A 21,027-nucleotide genomic window follows, 5' to 3' on the forward strand; every position below is an offset into this window, starting at 1 on the left:
TGTATAAGCAATCCTACTTTTCCTGTTCTGTCACCTTTGCACCGTCTACCAGGTTGATCTGGCCGCTGGTGATCACGGTCTCACCCTCTGTCAGCCCTTCCCGGATCTCCACTTTATCTCCATAGATGCGGCCGGCCACTACATTGCGCAGCTTGGCCGTGTTGCCATCTTTCACATACACCTGGTTGCTGTTCACGCCGCCCACAAAAGCGGTGCGGGATACCAGTATGGCCGGGGCCTGCTGCGGCATTTCAAAGTTGGCGGTGCCGTACATGCCGGCTTTCAGGGGTTTGCCGCTGATGTTGGTCACTTCCATTTCTACCGGGTAGCTCAGGGTATTGTCTCCTTTGGCCGCAATGAAAGTGATCTTGCCGGTGTAGGCCGTTTCGGGATATACGTTGGTAGATACGTTCACCTTGCCTCCCGGCTTCAGGTGGATCACCTGCAGCTCCGGCACGGTTACCCGCAGCTTGAGGCGGGATACGTCTACGATGTCGAACATTTTGGTGCCGGCGGAGAGGTAGGCGCCCTGCTCAACATATTTGGCATTGATGATGCCGGAAATGGGCGCTTTCACATGCGTATCGCGGATGCGGCGGGATGCGGCATCGTAGCGGGTTTGGGCCACTTCGTACTGCAGGCGCACATCGTCCATCTGTTTCTGGGTAACGCCGCCGGTCCTGAACGCGCTTTCATATCTTTCCTTGTCTACTTTCAACTGCTCCAGGTTCACTTTAGCAGAAGCCAGGTCTGTGCCCAGCAGCTCATCGTCTATACGCGCCATCACCTGGCCCTGTTTTACATAGCTGCCCTCATCTACCATCAGTTTGGTAATGCGGCCGGAAGTTTCGCTCAGGAAGGAGAGCTCGCGGGCGGGCTCAAAGTTCCCGTTCACGGAAAATTTCTGGTCAAATTCAATGCGGGCCACCTTTTCGGTCAGTACCGGCACATCTCCGGAGTTGCTTTGTTTTACAAATTCCGTTTTCTCGGTGTTCGCTTTTTTGTTGGCGTTCAGCTTCCACATAATGGCAGCCAGTGCCGCTATTGTTAAAGTGCCGTAGATTAAAACTTTCTTCATGGCTTGCATTAGTTTAAGAGTGATGGCAGGTTACCGTTGGATTTGATGAGGTCAAGCTCTGCAAGCTTGTACTGCAGCAGCGCTTCGTTATAACTGTTTTGCGCTTCGGCCAGCGAGGTTTCCGCGTTGAGCAGGTCTGTCAGGCTGGCCAGCCCCAGTTTGTAATTATTCTGAGTGGAAGCATACACCTCATCTGCAAGGGCTACGTTTTCCTTTTGTGTTTTAATGGTGCTCAGGCTGTTTTGCATCATGAGCCTGGAGTTTTCGTACGCAGTGGAGAGGTTGAGCTTGTTCAGCTCCTGGCGCAGGTCTATCTGCTTCAGCACCTGGTTGGACTGCTGTACGCGGGAGCGGCGGGCAAAGCCGTCAAAAATGGGGATCTTCAACGTAATGCCGATGGAAGCCATGCCAAACCAGTTGGCGGTGCTGCCGCTGCCGTTAAAAAGGTCGAACTTGTTGCTCAGGCCATTATAGGAATAGCGGCCGTTAAAGGAAAGGCTGGGAAAATATTCCGCCAGGTATGCCTTCTTCTGGAACAGCTGCAATTCTTCTGTTTTGTCTAATATCTTCGTTTCCGTTCTGTTGGCCAGGTTAAACGTTCCGAAGTCGGCAATACCGGCGGCTTTTTGTTCAATGTCGCTAAGTGAGAGCGGGGGCAGGCTCACGGCGGTTTCTGCCGGCATGCCCATACTTTGTTTAAGTTTGTTCTCGTCTACCCTCAACTGGTTTTCGAGCTGTGTTTGCTGCGTCTGGTAATTCACCAGGTTCACCCTGATGCGGTCAAGGTCTATTTTTTTGGCCAGCCCGTTGTCAAACTGGCTCTGGGTAGTCTCTACCAGGCGTGTCAGTTTGTCTATGTTGGACTGCAGCACGTTCATTTTTTCTTTTTTCACCAGCAGGCTGTAGTACAGGCCAGACACTTCGTAGATCACGTTCTCCGACGTCTGCTGCGTTTGCAGGCTGTAGTACTGTTCCCCTGCCCTGGCCGCTTTCAGGCCGGTAAACACGCTCTGGTTATAGATCTGCTGGTTTACCTCACCAGATGCCACGGCGTTCCAGGTGGTACCTACTTCCAGCAGGGACGTTTTGCCGGGCTGGCCGGTGAGCTCGCCGGGCACTACCATTACCTGTTTCTTCAGGTTATCGGTCAGGGAGCCGTTCGCGCTCAGCTGCGGCAGGGCTTGGGCCCGTACTTCTTCCGTTTTGAGCCTGCCTATGCTTTCTTCCAGCCGGCTCACGGCCAGGGTCTGGTTGTGCGCCAATGCAAACTTCAGGGCCTCTTGCAGGCTTAGCTGTTTCGTTTGTGCGTTGGCGTTAAATATTCCTGCCGTTGTAAGGAACAGGAAGGATACGATCCATTTTTTCATGTTACAAAGCTGTTATATCGTATTGTTTTATGCGGTTTGTTTGACGCCGGTGTATTGTTCAATACGCCGGTGGCCCTCCGGGGTGGCCACGCCATGTATGTAATGCTGGGTCACCTGCACCATCACCTCGTGAAGGTCAAACTGCGCTGCCGGGAAGTAGCGCGGGTTGTAGGCCGATTCTATCTGCATCAGCCGCAGGTGGGTAATAATATCGATGTTCATATTACTGCGGAAGAGCCCTTCGCGGATACCGCGCTCCAGGTTTTCGCGGATGCTTTTTCTCACAAAGCTGTCTTTGAACTCCTGTATGCCTTTCCAGGCGGAAGGGTGATATTTTTCCAGTTCAAACAGCAGGATGGGATTGATGCTCTTTACCTGCAGCTCTATTTGGCGGAGTGAGAGCACCAGCTCCTCAATTGCGTCTCTCCCACTGCTGATGCACTCCTCCAGTTTTTTACAATGTGTTTGGGTCATGAAGGCCACTACCTCGTCTACCAGGTCTGTTTTATCGGCAAAATGCTCGTAAACGGTTTTTTTGGAAATGCCGCACTCGCGGGCTATTTCCTGCATGGTAATGCTTTTGATGCCATAGGTACTGAACAGGCGAAGGGCGGTTTCTAAAATTCTTTCCTTCATGACCTTATTTTTTTAATCCTTTGATGAAAATTTCTGCCAGCTGTACCTGCCATTCACGCACCACTTCAAATTCCCCGTCTGAGAGATCATCGGTAAACGCCCGGTCTGACAAGGCAAAACGAAGTCCCATCATAGACAGCATGTACAAGGAGGCCATCCGGTCTGCATCACAATTGGCCAGTTCGCCGCGTTCCACTCCTCCCCTGATAATGGCGGCGATGAGGGCCGTTTCTCTCTCACGGGCCTGCCGGAAGGCTTCTCCTGTACTATCTAGCTGCTTGTCTTTTAATGTTTTGAATAACTCCAGGCGACAAAACTTCTTGACAAAAGCATGGCGGACGGAAATCATGTCCATCAGTGCCTGGTGCGCGGAAGAGGCGCGGTCAGCCTCTTTTTGCAGTTCAGTAAAGTAGGCCTCCCCGGCTTTTTCGAGCACTGCCAGGTGCAGGGTGCCTTTGTCCGGGAAATAGTAGTATAAAGAGGCCTTGGAGCAATGCAGATCATCGGCTATCTCATTCATAGTGGTTTTGGTGGCACTATAATGAGTAAACCTTTTCAGAGCCGCTTCAATGATACGGTCACGCATTTCGTCTCTGTTATGATTGTCTTGCATTAACTTTCTGACTTTTTTAGTTACAAAGTCAAAATTATAATGAATTTTTGATTTTAGTAAGTTCGGTTGACTATTTAACTGTTTTTTAACGATTCTATGACGGAGCGGGTTTTAAGAGTTTCCGGGGGCGGCATTGATAGTCAGAGAGTTTGATGGGAGGAAGGGATTGGGGGATGAGTGCGGTTTCCCTGGGGGTGGATTTTGGGGAAGATAGCGTTGAGGGAGCAATGCAAAAAGACCGGGGTTTCCTCTGTTTTGCCAAAAAAGGGTTATGCCCATAATTTATTTATAATCAATTTATTGGTATTTAAACACAATTTATTTATCTCAGCCTTCTCTCTTTTTCATTATGTGTAAAAACACCAATAATATAGTTTTGGCGCCATTCCGGCATTATACAGCTGTTTGGGGCCACGCTATTACTTTGAGCGTTGGATAGCTAAATGAGGCTGTAAATGAATGGCTTTTTTGCGGCGATGCAGGCATCTGCATTAGAAAATGGCCCTTTTTATAGCGAAAAATCACGGTCCCCGAGCGCAAAAAAAGCGGGAGAAGACGGCATTTCTACCTTCCGGCATGGCCTCGATACGTTAAATACAACATCTATACCCCCTGCGTATACCCCATAAAAAAAGCGGGCCCGCCATGGCGAACCCGCTATATTATGATACGCTTCCTGTATTATTTCAGTTTCTCCAGCGCCGCTTTCAAGGCAGCCAGCATAGCCGGAATTTCTTCCTTTACGCAAGTGCCCACGCTCAGGCGGTACCAGGGAGAGTTTCTGGCGGAGCCAAATGCGTAGAAAGGTACTACGGCCAGTTTTGCTTCATCCAGGATGTAGGAGGTAACGGCGGCCTGGTCTGCCAGCTCCTTGCCGTCGGCCGTTTTCTTGCCGGCCAGGTCCAGTTTGATGGTGAGGTAAATGGCGGCCTGGGGAGCAATGGCGTCTACCTGGTGACCCGCTTTCTTCAGCGCGTCAAACCCTTCGTAGATCTTCACCAGCCTTTCTTCCACTTCACCTTTAAAATGGGCCAGGTATTTATTTACGGCCTCTTTCTGCACCAGGTATTTGGCGGCAGCCTTCTGCTCTGCCATGGGGCTCCATGCGCCTACGTGAGAAAGGATGGCCTTCATTTTTGACATAACGTGTTTGGGGCCCAGCGCCCAGCCAACGCGCACCCCGGTACCGGCAAAGGCTTTGCTCATACCGTCAATGAACACGGTGTAGTCTTTCATTTCCGGGCGAAGGGAAACGGGGTTGTAGTGCTGCGTGTCACCAAAGGTGAGTACCCAATACATCTGGTCAAACAGCACGTACAGCGGCTTTTCGCCAGCGGCACGGCTCTTGTTCTCTTCCAGCACCATATCACAGATATCTTCCAGTTGTTTTTTGCCGAAGGTGGTACCGGTGGGGTTCTGCGGAGAGCACAGCGCCAGCAGGGTAGCACCTTTCAACAGCGGCTTCAGTTCCGCGGCGGTAGGCATAAAATCGTTTTCCGCCTTTGCTTCCAGCACCACGTGCTCGCCTTCCATGAAGTGGGTGTAGTGGTTGTTGTTCCATGACGGGGTAGCGTAGATCACTTTCTCGCCACGGTCTACAATAGTACGGTAAGTTGCGTAGATGATAGGACGGCCGCCGCAGGATATCACGATCTCGCTGTTGGGATCGTAGTTCAGTCCTTCGCGCTCGGCAATGAACCCGCCCACCGCTTTACGCAGTTCGGCAATACCATCTGCCGGCGGGTAATTGGTGTATTTATCCCGGTATGCCTGTATGATCTCGTTCTCAAATTCCGCAGGGATGGGGAACACCTTGGGGTCAAAGTCACCGATGGTGAAATTGTAGATCTTTTCACCCTTAGCCTGCTTTTCCTTTATCTCTCCGGCCAATTTGATAATTTCGGAACCTATCAGCGTTTCGGCTAAATGAGACAGTTTCATAAACCCCAGTTTTTTGTTTTAATGAATGATGTTTTTTGCGCCCGCAAAACTAACCGTTTTATTAATAATTTAAAAGAATAGCCATATTGTTTTCAATATTTTCAATACAATCCCAAAATACTGTGATTTTGTTCAAAAATCCATAGCAATACTGCATTTTTAACAAGCATTATCTTTTGTGATAATGCGAACAGGGCTGCGGGTAAGTTGTGGAAAAGCAGCGGAAGATGATTGACAAAACTTTCTATCTTTGTTTGCCTTACATTTGCAACAATTATTAAGTAACCTTATGAAGTTTATCGTTTCTTCCTCTACTTTATTGAAACAATTACAGCAGATCAGCGGTGTGATTAACTCGAACACGGTATTGCCCATCCTGGAAGATTTCCTTTTCATGATCGACAAGAACGAGCTCACCGTAATTGCTACCGACCTGGAAACCGTTATGAAGGTAAAGCTGGAGGTAGAGGCAAAAGAAAGCGGCCGCATCTGCATACCTGCCAAGATACTGATGGATTCCCTGAAGAACCTGCCGGACCAGCCGCTCACTTTTAACATAGACCTCAATTCCTTTGCTGTTGAGATCACTTCAGACAACGGTAAATACAAGGTGATGGGAGAAAACCCGGAGAATTTCCCGAAAGAGCCGGCCGCGGAAGACGCTACCAGCTTCACCATGACCGCCACCGCACTGGTGACCGCCATCAACAAAACATTGTTTGCCGTAAGTAATGACGACCTCCGTCCGCAGATGACCGGTGTGTTCTTCGAACTGCACCCTGACAATATCACGTTTGTAGCTACCGATGCGCACCGCCTGGTGAAATACATCCGTACAGATGTGAAATGCCCGCAGCCAGACAGCTTCATTGTGCCCAAAAAGCCCCTGAACCTGCTCAAGGCAGCCATCCCTGATAACGACAGCGAAATCAAAATATCTTACAGCGGCAACCACTTCTTTGTGTCTCACGACAATGCGCAGATGATCTGCCGCCTGATAGACGCCCGCTTCCCTGACTATAAAGTGGTGATCCCGAAGGAAAACCCTTACCGCCTCACCCTGGTGAAAAACGACTTCCAGAACGGCCTGAAACGTGTGAGCGTGTTTGCCAACAAGAGCACCAACCAGGTGGCCCTCAACATCAGCGGCGCCGAACTGCAGCTTTCCGCGCAGGACGTTGACTTTTCTTTTGAAGGCAATGAACGTATGAGCTGCCAGTACAGCGGGGAAGACATGCAGATCGCTTTCAATGCAAAGTTCCTGATAGAAATGCTGCATGCCGCAGAAGGCGATGAAATTACCATAGATCTCAGCGCCCCCACCAAGGCAGGCATTCTGCGGCCCGTGGAAAAAGGTGAATCTGAAGACCTGCTGATGCTGGTAATGCCGCTGCTGCTGAACAATTGATCAGATCAAAACATGATATAACAGGAAGGCCCTCACGGGGGCCTTTTTCTTTTCCCTACCTCCCGCCGGCCCACTTTTTTTTCCGCCCCCACTATGCCGCTCCTTCCCACACATTAAAACATGGAAATATTAATTCCGCTTATGTATTAAAGGAAAAATCTATTCATCCGCATCCCCGCTCCATCCCTCCAACAATTAACTATTTCTTCATATATAAAGCATTCTCGGAATGAAGTGCTTGTTTTTCCGTTTGCAAATAATCCGCTGAAACCCGCCACAATTGGGCAAAAAATCGTAAATTTTCATAAGAAACATAACTGGTACTTACTAACCTCAACGTACATACGAACTAATTCCATCCGCGCATGATCGACTTTTTTGAGCATATACCCTCTTCCTACCGTACCGCCATGCTGGTGGCCGGCCTGGTATTGTTGTGGCTCATTGAAGGCGTTATACCCCGGTTCCGGTTCGGGGGCAATAAATACAAGCATGCGGGCACCAACCTCTTTTTCACCCTTACCACAGCTGTTGTGAACCTCGGCTTCGCCTTCCTGATCGTAAAAGCGTCTGAATGGACGGCCCGGGAACAGTTTGGCCTGTTATACTGGCTGAAGCTGCCGGTATGGCTGCATGCCGTGCTGGCGTTGCTGATGCTTGACTTCATTGGCGCATACCTGATCCACTGGGTGCAGCACAAAATTGCCTGGCTGTGGCATTTCCATAAGATACATCATACAGATACGGCAGTAGACGCCACCACCGCCCTGCGCCATCACCCGGTAGAAAGCGTGTTCAGGATCATAGCGCTCTTTGCGGCCATTGTAGCCATGGGAGTGCCCATCTGGATGGTGATGCTCTACCAGACGCTCTCTGCGCTGATGAGCCAGTTCAACCACGCCAACATCCGCCTGCCGGGCTGGCTGGACAAGGGCCTTAGCTGGATCATTGTATCGCCAGACATGCACAAGGTGCACCACAGCCGGTTCCAGCCGGAAACTGATTCCAATTATGCCAATATATTTTCTATCTGGGATCGCCTCTTTGGTACGTTCGTTATAGTGAAAGATACTGCCAGCCTGCAATATGGGCTGGATGAATACCAGGATGCGCGTTATCAACAGATTGGTCCCTTGCTGAAGACTCCCTGGGAAAATGTGCCGGAACGTGACCAACAGCCAGGCCTGCAACAATAGCGTTTATTATTTATTCACTATATAATCTCTATTCAGTATGCATCACCCAACTAGTGTGCCCAAAATTGCAGGGTTTGCTTCCATTTTTGTAGGTGTGGTTACCGCCGCATTCTCATTTATCAGCAAATCCGCAGAAGCTGCTATCTACCTTGGCGCTGCAGGCGTTTTTGTTTGCATCGTTTCCCTGATCATTGCCCGTAAAAGTATTGACGAGTTGCAAATGGCCGTGGCAGGTCTTTTCCTGGCAATTGTTGCCACCGCCATAGGTTTCTGGCAGCAGTATAATTTATAGCGGCGTTCTGCGCCTTCCACAAGTTCCTCTTTTCGGGTGCCGGTGTAATAACCGTACCCAATTATGAGCAACCTCCCGAAATCCGGATCGGGGAACTTGCAATGTCCTTATTTCCCTTTCCTTGTCATCTTTCTCGAATATTTTTCCAGGTAACCCGGAGCCGCATTGGTGGGAAATACCACCAGCGATGTGTCGTTCAGCACCTTTATCACCAATGTATCTATCACCGGCAGCGTGTCTTTTACCCCTTCGGCATGGCTCCAGAGCAGCAGCGTGTCTTGCTGCAGATTCCATTTGTCATACAACCGGCTGTGCATGTTCACAGATTCCGCCTTGCCGTTCTTTTTCAGCGTAAAACCCTGCATAACGCTGTCTATCCCCTGTACAGGCTGCAGCCACTTGCCGGGCATCAATGTAGCATCTACCACCACGGCGGTGTCTGCCATTACGATAACGGAATCAGCGGGCAGCGTATCTACTCCGCCGGTACTATCAGTAACGGCTACACTGTCTTTTTGCGCCTCCTTCGGTACCGGCGCCTGGCATGCTGCCATCAACAGCAACCAACCGGCAAACAGGCCATTTTTTTTCATACAGGATCTTTTGTTAAAGGGCATCTTTCTTCTTATCAAAGATAATGCTAAACACCGCTTATTTGGAATTTGAAGTTCTGCGCCCTACATTTGTATCACTTTAGGGGTGTTTCTCCCATGTGGAGAAACTGAGATGATACCCTCAGTACCTGATGCAGTTCGCACTGCCGTAGGGAAAAGTAATACTGAACTCCTTCTCATCTACATCCTTAAAGTTTATTGTTCACCTAAACTCCTGCAAACATGGAAGTGCTTGTAAACAATAAACTTTATGCTGTGCAGCCGGAAACAACCGTTGCTACACTCTTACAGTTTATTCAGCTCCCGACAACGAGAGGCATTGCAGTTGCCGTTAACCGCAGGGTGGTACCGCGGCCGGATTGGCCGGCCACCATGCTATGCCCGTCAGACCAGGTCATGATCATTCAGGCCACACAGGGCGGTTAAGGCCATCCTGAAAAAAAACATCTTCCTGTCAGCTCCCGGTGGGTGCAGGGCATTGCCATGCCTGTTCCCGGAGCATCTAAAAAACTGTATCATGCAAAACAACACCATCAGCCGCACGCCGCTGCCGGCATCAAAAAAAATTTATGTTCACGGCCCCATGCACAACATACAGGTGGCCATGCGTGAAATAACGTTAACGGATACACGCCTGGAGGGGACAAAAGAAACCAATGCCCCGGTAACCGTATATGATACCAGCGGTCCGTATACAGACCCTGCCATTGCCATAGACGTACGCAAGGGCCTGCCCCGCCTGCGGGAGGCCTGGGTACGCGGGCGCAACAACGTGGCGGAACTGCCTGCTTTTTCCACCCCGCAGCAAAATGGCTTCCAACACCAGCACCTGCCGCTTAAAGCCGCGCCGGGCCATAATGTTACCCAGCTGCACTACGCCCGCCAGGGCATCATAACACCGGAAATGGAATACATCGCCGTCCGGGAGAACCAGCGCTCCACAAGCCATTCCCGTCCCATCACGCCGGAGTTTGTACGGCAGGAAGTAGCCGCAGGGCGCGCCATCATCCCCTCCAACATTAACCATCCGGAGGCGGAGCCTATGATCATCGGGCGCAACTTCCTCGTAAAGATCAATGCCAACATCGGCAACTCCGCCGTTACCTCCGGCATTGAGGAAGAGGTGGAAAAGGCCGTATGGGCCTGCCGCTGGGGCGCAGATACCATCATGGACCTGAGCACCGGCAAAAACATTCATGAAACGCGGGAATGGATCATCCGCAACTGCCCCGTACCGGTAGGCACCGTGCCCATTTACCAGGCGCTGGAAAAAGTGAACGGCAAGGCGGAAGCCCTTACCTGGGAGCTCTTCCGCGATACGCTGATAGAACAGGCGGAGCAGGGGGTAGATTATTTTACCATTCACGCGGGCGTGCTGCTGCGCTATGTGCCGCTCACCGCCAAACGCACTACGGGCATTGTATCCCGCGGCGGTTCTATCATGGCCAGGTGGTGCCTGGCCCATCACCGGGAAAACTTTCTCTACACACATTTTGAGGATATCTGCGAGATCATGAAGGCGTACGACGTGGCTTTTTCCCTCGGAGACGGCCTGCGGCCAGGCTCCATTGCGGACGCCAATGATGAAGCGCAGTTTGCGGAACTGGAAACATTGGGGGAACTGACCAAAATAGCCTGGCGGCACAATGTACAGGTAATGATCGAAGGACCGGGCCATGTGCCCATGCACCTGATCCGCGAGAATATGGACAAACAGCTGGCGCATTGCCATGAGGCGCCCTTCTACACGCTGGGCCCGCTCACCACAGACATTGCCCCGGGGTATGATCATATTACGTCCGCCATCGGCGCCGCCATGATAGGCTGGTTCGGTACGGCCATGCTCTGTTATGTAACGCCAAAGGAACACCTGGGCCTGCCTAACCGCGAAGATGTAAAAACAGGTGTGATCACCTACAAGATAGCCGCCCATGCGGCAGACCTTGCCAAAGGCCACCCCGGCGCGCAACAGCGGGATGATGCGCTGAGCAAGGCCCGCTTCGAGTTCCGCTGGGAAGACCAGTTCAACCTTTCGCTTGACCCTGACACCGCCCGCAGTTTTCATGATGAAACGCTCCCGGCCGACGGCGCAAAAATTGCGCACTTCTGCTCCATGTGCGGGCCTCATTTCTGCTCCATGAAAATATCGCAGGAGGTGAGAGCGGCGGGCATGGCCCAGCAGGCGGAACGTTTTCAGGCAACAGGCGGGGAGATATACTCATGATCTGGATCGTCACATCGCCGCAGCGGGTACCTGAAGAAACGAAATACCTCAACGAGCTGGCCGCCGCCGGCCCGGTAACGCTGCTGCTCCGCAAACCGGGATGGCCGTTACAAGAGTATGCCGGGTTGCTGGATGGTTTGCAAGACCATTCAAAGGTGATGATCACTGCCTACCCGGAACTGCTGGAAAGGTATCCCGTGAAGGGGTTTCATATGAGTGAAGGCATGAGGGGAACGATGAGTGGTCTGATGCGGGAGGATGTGCTGAAACTCTTCTCCCTGGCCTCACTTGCGCCTTCGGAAGCATGTAGCAGTGACTGGCGCTATGACGCGCCGGTTGCCTGCTTGCCGACCCGCTATCATCACCTCCTGCTCAGCACCTCCGTTCACACCCCTGAAAGTCCCGGTACGGCATGGCAATACCTGTTGCTGGGACCGGTGTTTGACAGTATTTCAAAACAGGGGTACAGCGGGAAAGGACATCTATTCACCACCATTCCACCCAATTGCATCGCCATAGGCGGCATCAATGCTTCTAACATTGCGCGCGCAAGGGCGATGGGCTTTCATGGTGCGGCATTACTGGGAGCCATCTGGCAGAACCCCGCAACGGCGGTTAAAAATTATCAGCTCATTCAATCGTTATGGGACCATTCGTTATGAGCCTGGCCGGCCTTGACCCTTCCGGGGGAGCCGGCTTGCTGGCAGACATCAAAACATTTGAAGCGCACGGCATTACCGGCTTCGGCGTATGTACGGCATTGACCGTGCAAACAGACAACACCCTGCTTTCCGTAGAATGGCTGGGAGCGGAAAAGATCGTGGAGCAGGCGCTGCCGCTGCTCACCAGGTTCCCGGTGCAGTATTGCAAGATCGGCATTGTAGAACATCCCGCCATTTTGCTGCAGGTGCTGCCCATGCTGCAAGCTGCCAGGCCAGGTTTGCAGTTTGTGCTGGACCCGGTGCTGAAGGCTTCCTCCGGCTACGTTTTCCACAGCGCCACGGCGCAGCAATGGGAAACCATATTACCCAGCCTTCTGCTGCTCACGCCCAATTATGAAGAGGCAATGGCCATTACCGGCCACGCCAGCGGAGAACAGGCGGCGCAACAAATGGCGGCTTATTGCGCCGTGCTGCTGAAGGGCGGCCACCGGCCGGGAAAAGAAGGATGGGATACGCTATATAACAGCACCGGCTATACGGAATTTGAGCCGGGGCCGCCACCTGTTTACCCGAAGCATGGCTCCGGCTGTGTACTGTCTGCCGCCATTACCGCCGCACTGGCGCTGGGTTGCGGGCTGGAAGAGGCCTGCCGAACAGCCAAAGCCTACACCGCCCGTTATTTGCAAAGTGATGTTTCGTTATTGGGGCATCACCCACCTGTTTTAAACGAAAAAGGGATTCCGGGGAGCGCCGCGTGGAATGCCCACATTCAACCATCACAACACAACGATCATCATCAATCTTAACCATATGGAACGCCTGCTGTACATTTCCCAACAAACACCCAACGCCTCCCACCTGGACAATATCCGTGCGGCCTGCCAGGCCGGCTGCGGCTGGGTGCAACTGCGCGTAAAAAGCGGTGACATTTCCACCCAGGCTGCCGCCGCAAAAATTATCTGCGATCAATACGGTGCGCAGCTTTCAGTAAACGATCATCCGGCCATGGCCGCCGCCATTGGTGCTTATGGCAGCCATGTAGGCCTTCAGGACGCGCCCCTGCCTGAAGCCCGCAGGCTGGCAGGCCCGGGCTGCTGGCTGGGCGGTACCGCCAATACGCCTGAGCAGGCGCTGGCCCACGCCGCGGCAGGAGCAGACTACATTGGCTACGGACCTTACCGTTTCACTACCACCAAAGAAAAACTAAGCCCTGTGCTGGGCCTTGAAGGGTACCGCCAGCTGATGCAGGCGCTGCGCAACAAAGGCATTACCATTCCCGTACTGGCCATTGGCGGCATCTTGCTGGAAGACATTGCCGCGCTGATGAGCACAGGCATACATGGTGTTGCGGTATCAGGCCTGATCACGCACGCGGCAGACAAAAAAGCAATGGTGCAAAAAATCAAACTCGCTTTATCATGCAACAATTAACCATAGCAGGCACGGTGTTCAGCAGCCGCCTGTTTACCGGCACCGGCAAATTCGGCAGCAGTCAGCAGATGGAAGAGGCCATACTGGCTTCCGGCTCCGGGCTGGTAACAGTGGCCCTCAAACGGGTAGATACCAAAGCCCCCGGCCAGCACAACATGCTGGCACACCTGCGCCATCCGCACATCCGCTTGCTGCCCAACACATCTGGCGTACGCACGGCCTCTGAAGCCGTTTTTGCCGCGCAGCTGGCGCGGGAGGCCATGGAAACCAACTGGATCAAACTGGAAATACACCCTGACCCCAGGTACCTGCTGCCAGACCCGGTAGAAACGCTGCAGGCCACGGCAGAACTGGTAAGGCTGGGTTTTGTGGTGTTGCCTTACGTTCACGCGGACCCGGTGCTTTGCAAACGGCTGGAAGAAGCGGGCGCCGCCGCGGTAATGCCCTTGGGGGCGCCCATAGGCAGCAACCGCGGTTTGCGTACGCAAGACTTCCTGGAGATCATTATTGCCCAAAGCAAGGTACCGGTTGTTGTAGACGCCGGCATTGGCGCCCCCTCTCACGCTGCGCTGGCCATGGAGATGGGTGCTGATGCGGTGTTGGTGAATACCGCCATTGCGGTGGCCGGCCAGCCTGTGCAGATGGCCGCCGCTTTCCGCGATGCGGTGGCGGCGGGAAGAGCGGCTTTTGAGGCCGGGCTGCCCGGCCAAAGCCGGGGGGCGCATGCCAGCAGCCCCTTGCTGGCTTTTCTGGATGAATAAAGGGAAGCCGGCCATTCAGGTGCAGCACCTTCAGATTGCTGACGTGGGCTTTGCTTGACGAATAAAAGCCTTTCAAAAGCAGTATTTCAAATTGGCAGACACTCGCCCCCGGCAATTCTGGTAAAAAGAACGGTTTGCTTTTAGCCTGTTAAAACAACCACTCATGACATTCGAAACCATCTTCCGCCAGTACAACTGGGATGAAATAAAAACCGGTATCTACAGCAAGACGGCCGCGGATGTTGAACGCGCGCTTGCACGGCCGCACCGCAACCTGAACGACTTCATGGCCCTGCTGTCTCCCGCGGCGGCGCCGTACCTGGAACAAATGGCCGCCCTGAGCCGGCAGATCACGCAGCAGCGTTTTGGCAAAACCATGCAACTTTATGTACCCCTCTATCTTTCCAACGAGTGCCAGAACATCTGCACGTACTGCGGGTTCAGCTACAACAATCCCATCCGCCGCAAAACCCTCACCGGCATGGAAATCATGCAGGAGGTGGAAGCCATTTGCGCGGCGGGTTTTGAGCATGTGCTGCTGGTAACGGGAGAAGCCGCGCAAACGGTGGGGCCGGACTATTTCAAAAAGGTGCTGCCGCTCATCACGCCTCACTTTGCCCAGGTCTCTATGGAAGTACAGCCCATGAGTGAAGCGGAGTATGCCGCGCTCATCCCGCTTGGCCTGCATTCCGTGCTGGTTTACCAGGAAACCTACCACGAAGCGGATTACCGCAAACATCACCCGAAAGGCAAAAAATCGAACTTTTCTTACCGCCTGGCTACGCCAGACCGGCTGGGCGCCGCGAGTATCCACAAAATAGGGCTGGGCGTGCTGATAGGGCTGGAAGACTGGCGTACAGACAGCTTTTTTACCGCCCTCCATCTCCAGTACCTGCAACGAACCTACTGGCAAACCCGGTACAGCATCTCTTTCCCGCGCCTGCGGCCATTCTCCGGCGGCCTGGCGCCCAAGGTGGAAATGCGTGACCGGGAGCTGGTGCAGCTCATCTGCGCCTACCGCCTGCTGCATGAAGACCTGGAGTTAAGCCTTTCCACCCGCGAACCGGAAACGTTCCGCAACCACCTGGTGCAGCTGGGCGTTACGGCCATGAGCGCCGGCTCCAAAACAAACCCGGGCGGTTATGCGGCAGACCCGCAGTCACTGGAGCAATTTGAGATCAGCGATGAAAGGAGCGCGGCCGCCGTTGCCGCCATGATCAGGGAACAGGGGTACGAACCGGTGTGGAAAGACTGGGAACTGTTCCGGCCATAAGATGCCTTATGCCCGCGCATTAAACCGGTCAGGGAGCGCAGGAACCGTTCCCGCCATAAGATGCCCTATGCCTGCACATTCAACCGGTCGGGGGGCGCAGGAAGAGTTCCGGCCATGATGTTTTTTCGCCTAACTTTGCGGGCATGGACCACCAGCTGGGGAAGATCTACACCGTGCAGTTCTGGTTGCTGTGCAGCAGCAACCTCCTTTTTTCGGCCAGTTTTAACATGATGATACCGGAGCTGCCGGCTTACCTCACCAGCCTGGGCGGCGCGGACTACAAAGGATACATTATCGGCCTTTTTACCTTGATGGCGGGCCTCAGCCGGCCGTTCTCAGGCAAACTGACAGACACCATCGGCCGGGTGCCGGTAATGGTATTCGGCTCTGTTATCTGCGTTATATGCAGCCTTTTGTACCCCCTTGTCAGTTCAGTTGCCGCTTTCCTGCTGCTCCGGTTCTTTCACGGTTTTTCTACCGGTTTCAAGCCTACGGGCACCTCCGCCTACGTGGCGGACATGGTGCCGTTCAACCGCCGCGCGGAGGCCATGGGCATGGTGGGGCTTTTCAGTACTGTAGGCCTGTCTCTGGGCCCGTCTATAGGCGGTTCCATTGCCAATGCCTGGGGTATCATGACCATGTTCCAGGTGTCTGCTGTATTTGCCTTGCTGTCTGTAGTGATACTGATCGGCATGAAAGAAACCCTGCACAACCGCCAGAGCTTTTCGCCACGGCTGCTGAAAATTTCCAAAAGCGAGATCTTTGAACCGCTGGTGATGGCCCCGGTAGTGATCACTTTTTTAACCTACTTCAGTTACGGCGCGCTGCTGACCATCATTCCCGACTTCAGCAATTACCTGGGGCTGCAGAACAAAGGGCTTTTCTTTACGTTTTTTACCGCCAGCTCCATCGGCATACGCCTGCTCACCAGCAAAGCGTCTGACAGGTACGGGCGGGTGCCCATGCTCAAAATAGCGTCCGCCCTGATGGCTGTTTCCATGCTGATCATAGGCATGTCTGACAGCCCGCAAATGTTGCTGGCCGGAGCTTTGGTATACGGCGTTTCGCTGGGCATCAACTCTCCCGCCGTAACGGCGTGGACAATAGACCTTGGCCTGCCGGAGCACCGCGGCCGCGCCTTGGGGAGCATGTATATTGCACTGGAAGCGGGGATCGGGTTAGGGGCGTTCTTCTCTGCGCAGTGGTATGGCAACCAACCGGAGCATTTTGCGCGGGTGTTTTACATCATGGCCGTTATTACCCTGCTGGCCACTGTTTACCTGTTTTTTATTTACCGGAACAAATACGTGCGGTACATGCGGAAAACCATCCGCCTGAAATCAAGGGGGCGCTAAGATGGCTATAGCCCCCGGTGGTGCCTTCCAAAGCCGATCTCGTCACGGCTGTCATTTTCCCACTGTATCATTTCATCCAGGAACTTGCCGATAAAGCGGGTCACATTTTCAAGCGTGATTTCTTCCGGCTCAATGGTCTCCAATGTTTCTACCTTGGGCTTTTCTTCCATGCCGTCTATAAACGGAAAACTGATCCATACCACCACCTGCCCGTTACGGGTCTGAGAAAAAGCGAGAAAGCCGCCTACCTTCATTTTCTGCACAATGCTGAAGGGGGATTGCTCCACAATGCCGCTGGGCTCATGGTCAAATACCAGGTACACCACTTCCAGGCCCTGCATGGATTCGTTGGCGCCTGCCTTCCAGTTCAGTTTGTGCTTTTCAGATACCTCCGTGAGATGCTGTTTGAGAAAGGGTTTGGCGTGCTCATGCCACTGTTTCCGCCGGTCTTTTACCTTGGCCAGCACCTGGATGTATTCTTCCGTCAGTTTTCCGATTTCTTCCATATCATAACGGGTTGTAAAAAAGGGCCGCACCGTGTGGGTGCCGCCCTTCTATGTTAAAGTTTTTCGTACAGCTTGCGCAGCTTTTCCCGCGTCATTTTCTGCTGCCAGTCTTTGCCCAGGGCGTTTTCCCACAGCGGCGCCAGTCCCATAGACACATTGATCATCTTCTCAAAATCCTCGTCTGTAAGGCCTTTGGTAATATGCTGCGGAATTTCTACCTGGTGTTTCTCCACCATTTGCTTGAACTCTTTCACACCGGCAGGATAAAACTCCTCGAGTTTGTCAAATACAATGCAGTTGCCGATGCCGTGCTTGGTGCCCAGCAGGTAGCTGAGGCCATAGCTCACGGCGTGCGCCACACCTACCTGGGAGTAGGCAATGCTCATGCCGCCGGCGTAAGAAGCCATCATCAGCTTCTCGTCCGCGTCATCGTCCCAGCGGTCTTTTTTCAGGTAAATTTCCTGGCACAGTTCCAGCGCCTTTTCTCCGTAAGAGCGGCTGAAAGCGTTGAGGTACGTGCCTTCCAGGGATTCTATGCAGTGAATGTAACAATCCATGGCTGTATAGAAACGCTGGTTAACCGGTGCATTTTTGATCAGCTCCGGGTCCAGCAATATCTGGTCAAAGGGCGTGTAATCAGAGTTAAGGCCCAGTTTTTTGGTGGGGCCGGTAAGCACGGTGGTACGGCTTACTTCCGCGCCGGTACCGGACAGAGTAGGAATACCCACTTTGTATACGGCCGGTTTTTTGATGAGGTCCCAGCCCTGGTAGTCTGCGGAAGAACCGGGGTTGGTCATCATCAGGCTCACGGCCTTGGCCATGTCCATTGTAGAGCCGCCGCCAATGCCGATGATGCCGCTTACTTCGCCAAACTCGGCTTTCAGCTCATCGCGCAACCGGTCTACGTACACGGTCTTAGGTTCGTGCGTAACATCAATGAATACCACTTTATCTTTCCCGCGCAGTGGTATGCGGGAAATAAAGGGCTGGTTCTTTTCAAAGAAATGGTCTACAAAAAAGATCATGGGCGCATCCCCTTTGCGGTGGGGGGCTATGATCTCATCCAACTGGTTAAACGCTCCGCGTCCGAAAATAACGTACCCTACCAGTTTAAAATTTCTGAATTTCATCCTTTATCATTTATCTGCTGCCATCCCCGGCCGGCCGGTTCTGCGGCAACGTTTGTGTTATTTATGCTCCAGCAGGCGGGAAGCCCTTTCCAGGTCTTCCGGCGTATCAATTTCCACGCCCATGTAATCTGTTACCACCATTTTCATGGGTATCCCGTTTTCAAGATAGCGCAAACATTCTATTTTCTCTGCAGCTTCCAGCGGGCTCATGGGTGTTTTGGTGAACTGCAGCAACGCCTTCCGGCGAAAGGCATAAATGCCGATATGTTCATAATAAGTGGTTTGCACCGCCTTGTCTCTCGGGTAGGGAATAACGGACCGGGAAAAGAAAAGCGCATTAAAATCCTTGTCTACCGCTACTTTCACAAAGTTGGGGTCTTCAATGTCTTTCCAGTCTTTCAGCACCTGCATGAGGGAGGCCACCTGTACTTGTTTGCCTGCCTCGCCTTCAAACACCTGCAGCAGTTTTTCCAGCGGCTCCTTTTGGGTAAAAGGCGTATCTCCCTGTACATTCACCACTATATCCACGTCTTCCATGGTTTCCACAGCCTCCGCAATACGGTCTGAGCCGCTTTCATGTTCACGTTTGCTCATCACGGCCTTGCCGCCGTTGCGCACAATTTCGTTGTAGATCACCTCGCTGTCCGTGACCACCATCACTTCATCAAACACGCCGGTGTTGCGGGTAGACTCATAGGTGCGCCAGATAACGGACTGGCCGGCCAGCATGGCCAGCATTTTGCCGGGGAACCTGGTGGCTGCATACCTTGCAGGGATGAGTGCAATTTTTTTCATGCGTTGTGCGGGCTTGAATTAGAGAACACTTTTTACGGCGGCAGCCAGTTTGGAGGCCCTGTCACGCAACTCTTCCTCCGTCCACAGCAGGCTGATGGGGAAGGAGATGCAGCGGCTGATCACGGCGTCTGATGCCGGGAAGGTTTTGGTTTTGTATACTTCCATGGCTTTGGCCAACGGGGCGGCAAAAGGCGTGAGGGTAGTGCTTTCCTTGAGGTGCTGCCATTTGCGCACGTAGTGCCAGTTGTTGTCAAACCAGTAGAACGCGGGCAGGCCGGCGGCTTTGATAGCTGCCGTGGCTTTGCGGGCGGCCTCCTCGTCTGGCAGGAAGAAAGACAAGTGGGTGGCGCTGTCTCCTTCCGCATCGGGGAGGCGGCGGAAAGTTACCTGCGGCACGGCGGCCAGCGCTTCTTTCAGCACCTGTTTGTTGTTGCGCAAAATGGCCAGGAAGCGGTCCAGCTTGCGTATTTGCGCCAGCCCCACGGCGGCATGCAGTTCCGAGATGCGGAAGTTGAAGCCCAGGTGCGGGTGCCCGTCCGCGCCGCGGTCTGCACCGCCCAGGTGGTCGTGCCCGTGGTCAGAATAGGCGTCGCATTTGGTATAAACGTCTTTATTGTTGGTGATCACCGCGCCGCCTTCAGCGCAGGTGATGGTTTTTACAAAGTCGAAAGAAAATGTGCCGGCATCGCCAATGGAGCCCAGCGCGCGGCCTTTGTGGGTGGCGCCGGTAGACTGGCAGGCATCTTCCAGCAGCAGCAGCTTGTGTTCCCGGCAGATCTCCTCCAGCGCGTCCATGTCTGCCATGGAACCGCACATATGCACCGGCATCACCGCCCTGGTACGGGGGGTAATGGCGGCTTTCACCGCTGCCGGGGCCAGGGTAAGCGTATCGTCCACATCCACCAGCACGGGCGTAGCGCCCACAGACAGCACCGCCTCAAAAGACGCCACAAAAGTAAACGTGGGCATGATCACCTCATCTCCCGCGCCAATGCCCAGAGCCGCCATAGCGGTAGTGAGGGCGGTAGTGCCGCTGGAGGTCAGCTGTGCGTATTGTACGTTGAAACGCTCACAGAGCGCCTGTTCCAGCTCCTTTGCTTTCCAGATCCCTTTGCGGGGGCCGTCAAACCCATAACGCATGTAAATGCCTGTTTCCAGTACGTCATTTACTTCCTTTTTCTCTTCTTCGCCAAATAATTCAAATCCTGGCATATTGATAAATTTTTTATTTACGAGGTTGTGCAAAGGTAGTATAATCAACTTATGCGCAAATGACAAAAACTGTTTATCTTTTGCTAAAAATTTACCATGCGTCAATGCATCATTCTCATGGCAATAGTTGCCTTTCGCGGCCTTACGCCCGCCAATGCGCAACAGGCGGAGGTTACACGCATCAAGGCCCTGATGGAGCAACAGACCAAAGCCTGGAACGAGGGAAACCTGGCGGGTTTCATGGATACCTACTGGGTCTCCGATTCCCTGATGTTCATTGGTAAAAAGGGCATTACCTACGGATGGCAGGCTACGCTGGACAACTATAAAAAGTCTTACCCCGATAAAACCGCTATGGGCCACCTGTCCTTTAACCTGCTCGAATTTAAAAAACTGGCCGCAGATGTGTATTTTGTAATAGGAAAATGGCACCTGGCCCGTACCATCGGAGACCTTTCCGGCCATTTCACCATTGTATTGCGAAAGATCAACGGGCAATGGAAAATAATAGCGGACCACTCCAGCTAAAAAAT

Annotated in this window: 22 protein-coding genes and 1 riboswitch; of the genes, 12 read left to right on the forward strand and 10 right to left on the reverse strand. The window is 53.1% G+C overall.

The genetic code is table 11. The annotated features are described in order from the left end of the window. Window positions 1-13 precede the first annotated feature (13 nt). The 5 genes from D3A97_RS07065 to D3A97_RS07085 all read right to left on the reverse strand — a co-directional run bounded on the left by D3A97_RS07065 (window position 14) and on the right by D3A97_RS07085 (window position 5,635). Window positions 14-1,078, reverse strand: coding sequence for an efflux RND transporter periplasmic adaptor subunit (locus D3A97_RS07065; protein WP_119078472.1), 1,065 nt, complete (start codon window positions 1,076-1,078; stop codon window positions 14-16). A gap of 8 nt (window positions 1,079-1,086) precedes the next feature. Then, complete coding sequence (locus D3A97_RS07070; RefSeq protein WP_119077678.1) at window positions 1,087-2,445, reverse strand: TolC family protein; 1,359 nt, start codon at window positions 2,443-2,445, stop codon at window positions 1,087-1,089. Between the two features lie 27 nt (window positions 2,446-2,472). Continuing rightward, window positions 2,473-3,081: a TetR/AcrR family transcriptional regulator gene (locus tag D3A97_RS07075; protein ID WP_119077679.1), complete on the reverse strand. Its 609-nt coding sequence runs from the start codon at window positions 3,079-3,081 to the stop codon at window positions 2,473-2,475. Window positions 3,082-3,085: 4 nt separating this feature from the next. Then, window positions 3,086-3,694, reverse strand: a complete 609-nt coding sequence (locus D3A97_RS07080; protein ID WP_119077680.1) for a TetR/AcrR family transcriptional regulator — start codon at window positions 3,692-3,694, stop codon at window positions 3,086-3,088. 681 nt (window positions 3,695-4,375) lie between these two features. Then, window positions 4,376-5,635, reverse strand: a complete 1,260-nt coding sequence (locus D3A97_RS07085; protein ID WP_119077681.1) for a pyridoxal phosphate-dependent aminotransferase — start codon at window positions 5,633-5,635, stop codon at window positions 4,376-4,378. A gap of 289 nt (window positions 5,636-5,924) precedes the next feature. On the opposite strand from D3A97_RS07085, the gene dnaN reads away from it, so the two are divergent. From dnaN to D3A97_RS07100, 3 genes are all read left to right on the forward strand, one after another. Then, on the forward strand, window positions 5,925-7,043 hold the full coding sequence (gene dnaN / locus D3A97_RS07090; RefSeq protein WP_119077682.1) for a DNA polymerase III subunit beta: 1,119 nt from the start codon (window positions 5,925-5,927) through the stop codon (window positions 7,041-7,043). A 365-nt stretch (window positions 7,044-7,408) separates the two neighbouring features. After that, entirely contained in the window at window positions 7,409-8,239 is an 831-nt protein-coding gene (locus D3A97_RS07095; RefSeq protein WP_119077683.1) for a sterol desaturase family protein, read from the forward strand. Between the two features lie 37 nt (window positions 8,240-8,276). Further along, the gene (locus tag D3A97_RS07100) at window positions 8,277-8,531 is read left to right on the forward strand and encodes a hypothetical protein (RefSeq protein WP_157986393.1); all 255 of its coding nucleotides are present in this window, start codon (window positions 8,277-8,279) and stop codon (window positions 8,529-8,531) included. A 107-nt stretch (window positions 8,532-8,638) separates the two neighbouring features. On the opposite strand, the gene D3A97_RS07105 is transcribed toward D3A97_RS07100, so the two are convergent. Next, window positions 8,639-9,124 (reverse strand): lipocalin-like domain-containing protein, encoded by a 486-nt coding sequence (locus tag D3A97_RS07105; protein ID WP_157986394.1) that lies wholly within the window; start codon window positions 9,122-9,124, stop codon window positions 8,639-8,641. Between the two features lie 92 nt (window positions 9,125-9,216). Next, window positions 9,217-9,317: riboswitch (TPP riboswitch) on the forward strand. A gap of 50 nt (window positions 9,318-9,367) precedes the next feature. Here D3A97_RS07105 and thiS point away from each other — a divergent pair. The 8 genes from thiS to D3A97_RS07145 all read left to right on the forward strand — a co-directional run bounded on the left by thiS (window position 9,368) and on the right by D3A97_RS07145 (window position 16,851). Continuing rightward, window positions 9,368-9,571 (forward strand): sulfur carrier protein ThiS, encoded by a 204-nt coding sequence (thiS, locus tag D3A97_RS25340; protein WP_119077686.1) that lies wholly within the window; start codon window positions 9,368-9,370, stop codon window positions 9,569-9,571. 91 nt (window positions 9,572-9,662) lie between these two features. After that, complete coding sequence (gene thiC / locus D3A97_RS07115; protein WP_119077687.1) at window positions 9,663-11,369, forward strand: phosphomethylpyrimidine synthase ThiC; 1,707 nt, start codon at window positions 9,663-9,665, stop codon at window positions 11,367-11,369. Then, window positions 11,366-12,031: a thiamine phosphate synthase gene (locus D3A97_RS07120; protein WP_119077688.1), complete on the forward strand. Its 666-nt coding sequence runs from the start codon at window positions 11,366-11,368 to the stop codon at window positions 12,029-12,031. The genes thiC and D3A97_RS07120 overlap by 4 nt, the downstream gene beginning before the upstream one ends. Beyond that, a complete protein-coding gene (locus D3A97_RS07125) occupies window positions 12,013-12,837 on the forward strand; it encodes a hydroxymethylpyrimidine/phosphomethylpyrimidine kinase (RefSeq protein WP_119077689.1) in 825 nt (274 codons plus the stop codon). The genes D3A97_RS07120 and D3A97_RS07125 overlap by 19 nt, the downstream gene beginning before the upstream one ends. A gap of 4 nt (window positions 12,838-12,841) precedes the next feature. Next, window positions 12,842-13,462 (forward strand): thiamine phosphate synthase, encoded by a 621-nt coding sequence (locus D3A97_RS07130; protein WP_119077690.1) that lies wholly within the window; start codon window positions 12,842-12,844, stop codon window positions 13,460-13,462. After that, window positions 13,450-14,223 (forward strand): thiazole synthase, encoded by a 774-nt coding sequence (locus tag D3A97_RS07135; RefSeq protein WP_119077691.1) that lies wholly within the window; start codon window positions 13,450-13,452, stop codon window positions 14,221-14,223. Before D3A97_RS07130 ends, D3A97_RS07135 begins: the two co-directional genes overlap by 13 nt. Before the next feature lie 163 nt (window positions 14,224-14,386). After that, entirely contained in the window at window positions 14,387-15,496 is a 1,110-nt protein-coding gene (gene thiH, locus D3A97_RS07140) for a 2-iminoacetate synthase ThiH (protein WP_119077692.1), read from the forward strand. 143 nt (window positions 15,497-15,639) lie between these two features. Next, the gene (locus tag D3A97_RS07145; protein ID WP_119077693.1) at window positions 15,640-16,851 is read left to right on the forward strand and encodes an MFS transporter; all 1,212 of its coding nucleotides are present in this window, start codon (window positions 15,640-15,642) and stop codon (window positions 16,849-16,851) included. A gap of 5 nt (window positions 16,852-16,856) precedes the next feature. Here D3A97_RS07145 and D3A97_RS07150 read toward each other — a convergent pair whose 3' ends face one another. Genes D3A97_RS07150 through D3A97_RS07165 form a run of 4 tightly spaced genes read right to left on the reverse strand, consistent with a single transcriptional unit; the run spans window position 16,857 to window position 20,494 of the window. Next, window positions 16,857-17,357 carry a hypothetical protein gene (locus D3A97_RS07150; RefSeq protein ID WP_119077694.1) on the reverse strand — a complete coding sequence of 167 codons (501 nt, stop codon included), beginning with the start codon at window positions 17,355-17,357 and terminating at the stop codon, window positions 16,857-16,859. Window positions 17,358-17,410: 53 nt separating this feature from the next. Beyond that, window positions 17,411-18,487 (reverse strand): iron-containing alcohol dehydrogenase family protein, encoded by a 1,077-nt coding sequence (locus D3A97_RS07155; RefSeq protein WP_119077695.1) that lies wholly within the window; start codon window positions 18,485-18,487, stop codon window positions 17,411-17,413. 57 nt (window positions 18,488-18,544) lie between these two features. Next, window positions 18,545-19,282, reverse strand: a complete 738-nt coding sequence (gene kdsB, locus D3A97_RS07160) for a 3-deoxy-manno-octulosonate cytidylyltransferase (protein WP_119077696.1) — start codon at window positions 19,280-19,282, stop codon at window positions 18,545-18,547. An 18-nt stretch (window positions 19,283-19,300) separates the two neighbouring features. After that, window positions 19,301-20,494: a DegT/DnrJ/EryC1/StrS family aminotransferase gene (locus D3A97_RS07165; protein WP_119078473.1), complete on the reverse strand. Its 1,194-nt coding sequence runs from the start codon at window positions 20,492-20,494 to the stop codon at window positions 19,301-19,303. Between the two features lie 96 nt (window positions 20,495-20,590). Between D3A97_RS07165 and D3A97_RS07170 the strand changes: the two genes are divergently transcribed. Continuing rightward, complete coding sequence (locus tag D3A97_RS07170) at window positions 20,591-21,022, forward strand: YybH family protein (RefSeq protein ID WP_119077697.1); 432 nt, start codon at window positions 20,591-20,593, stop codon at window positions 21,020-21,022. The last annotated feature ends 5 nt before the right edge of the window (window positions 21,023-21,027 follow it).

It is taken from the genome of Chitinophaga alhagiae, from assembly GCF_003568665.1.
Lineage (GTDB): Bacteria > Bacteroidota > Bacteroidia > Chitinophagales > Chitinophagaceae > Chitinophaga > Chitinophaga alhagiae.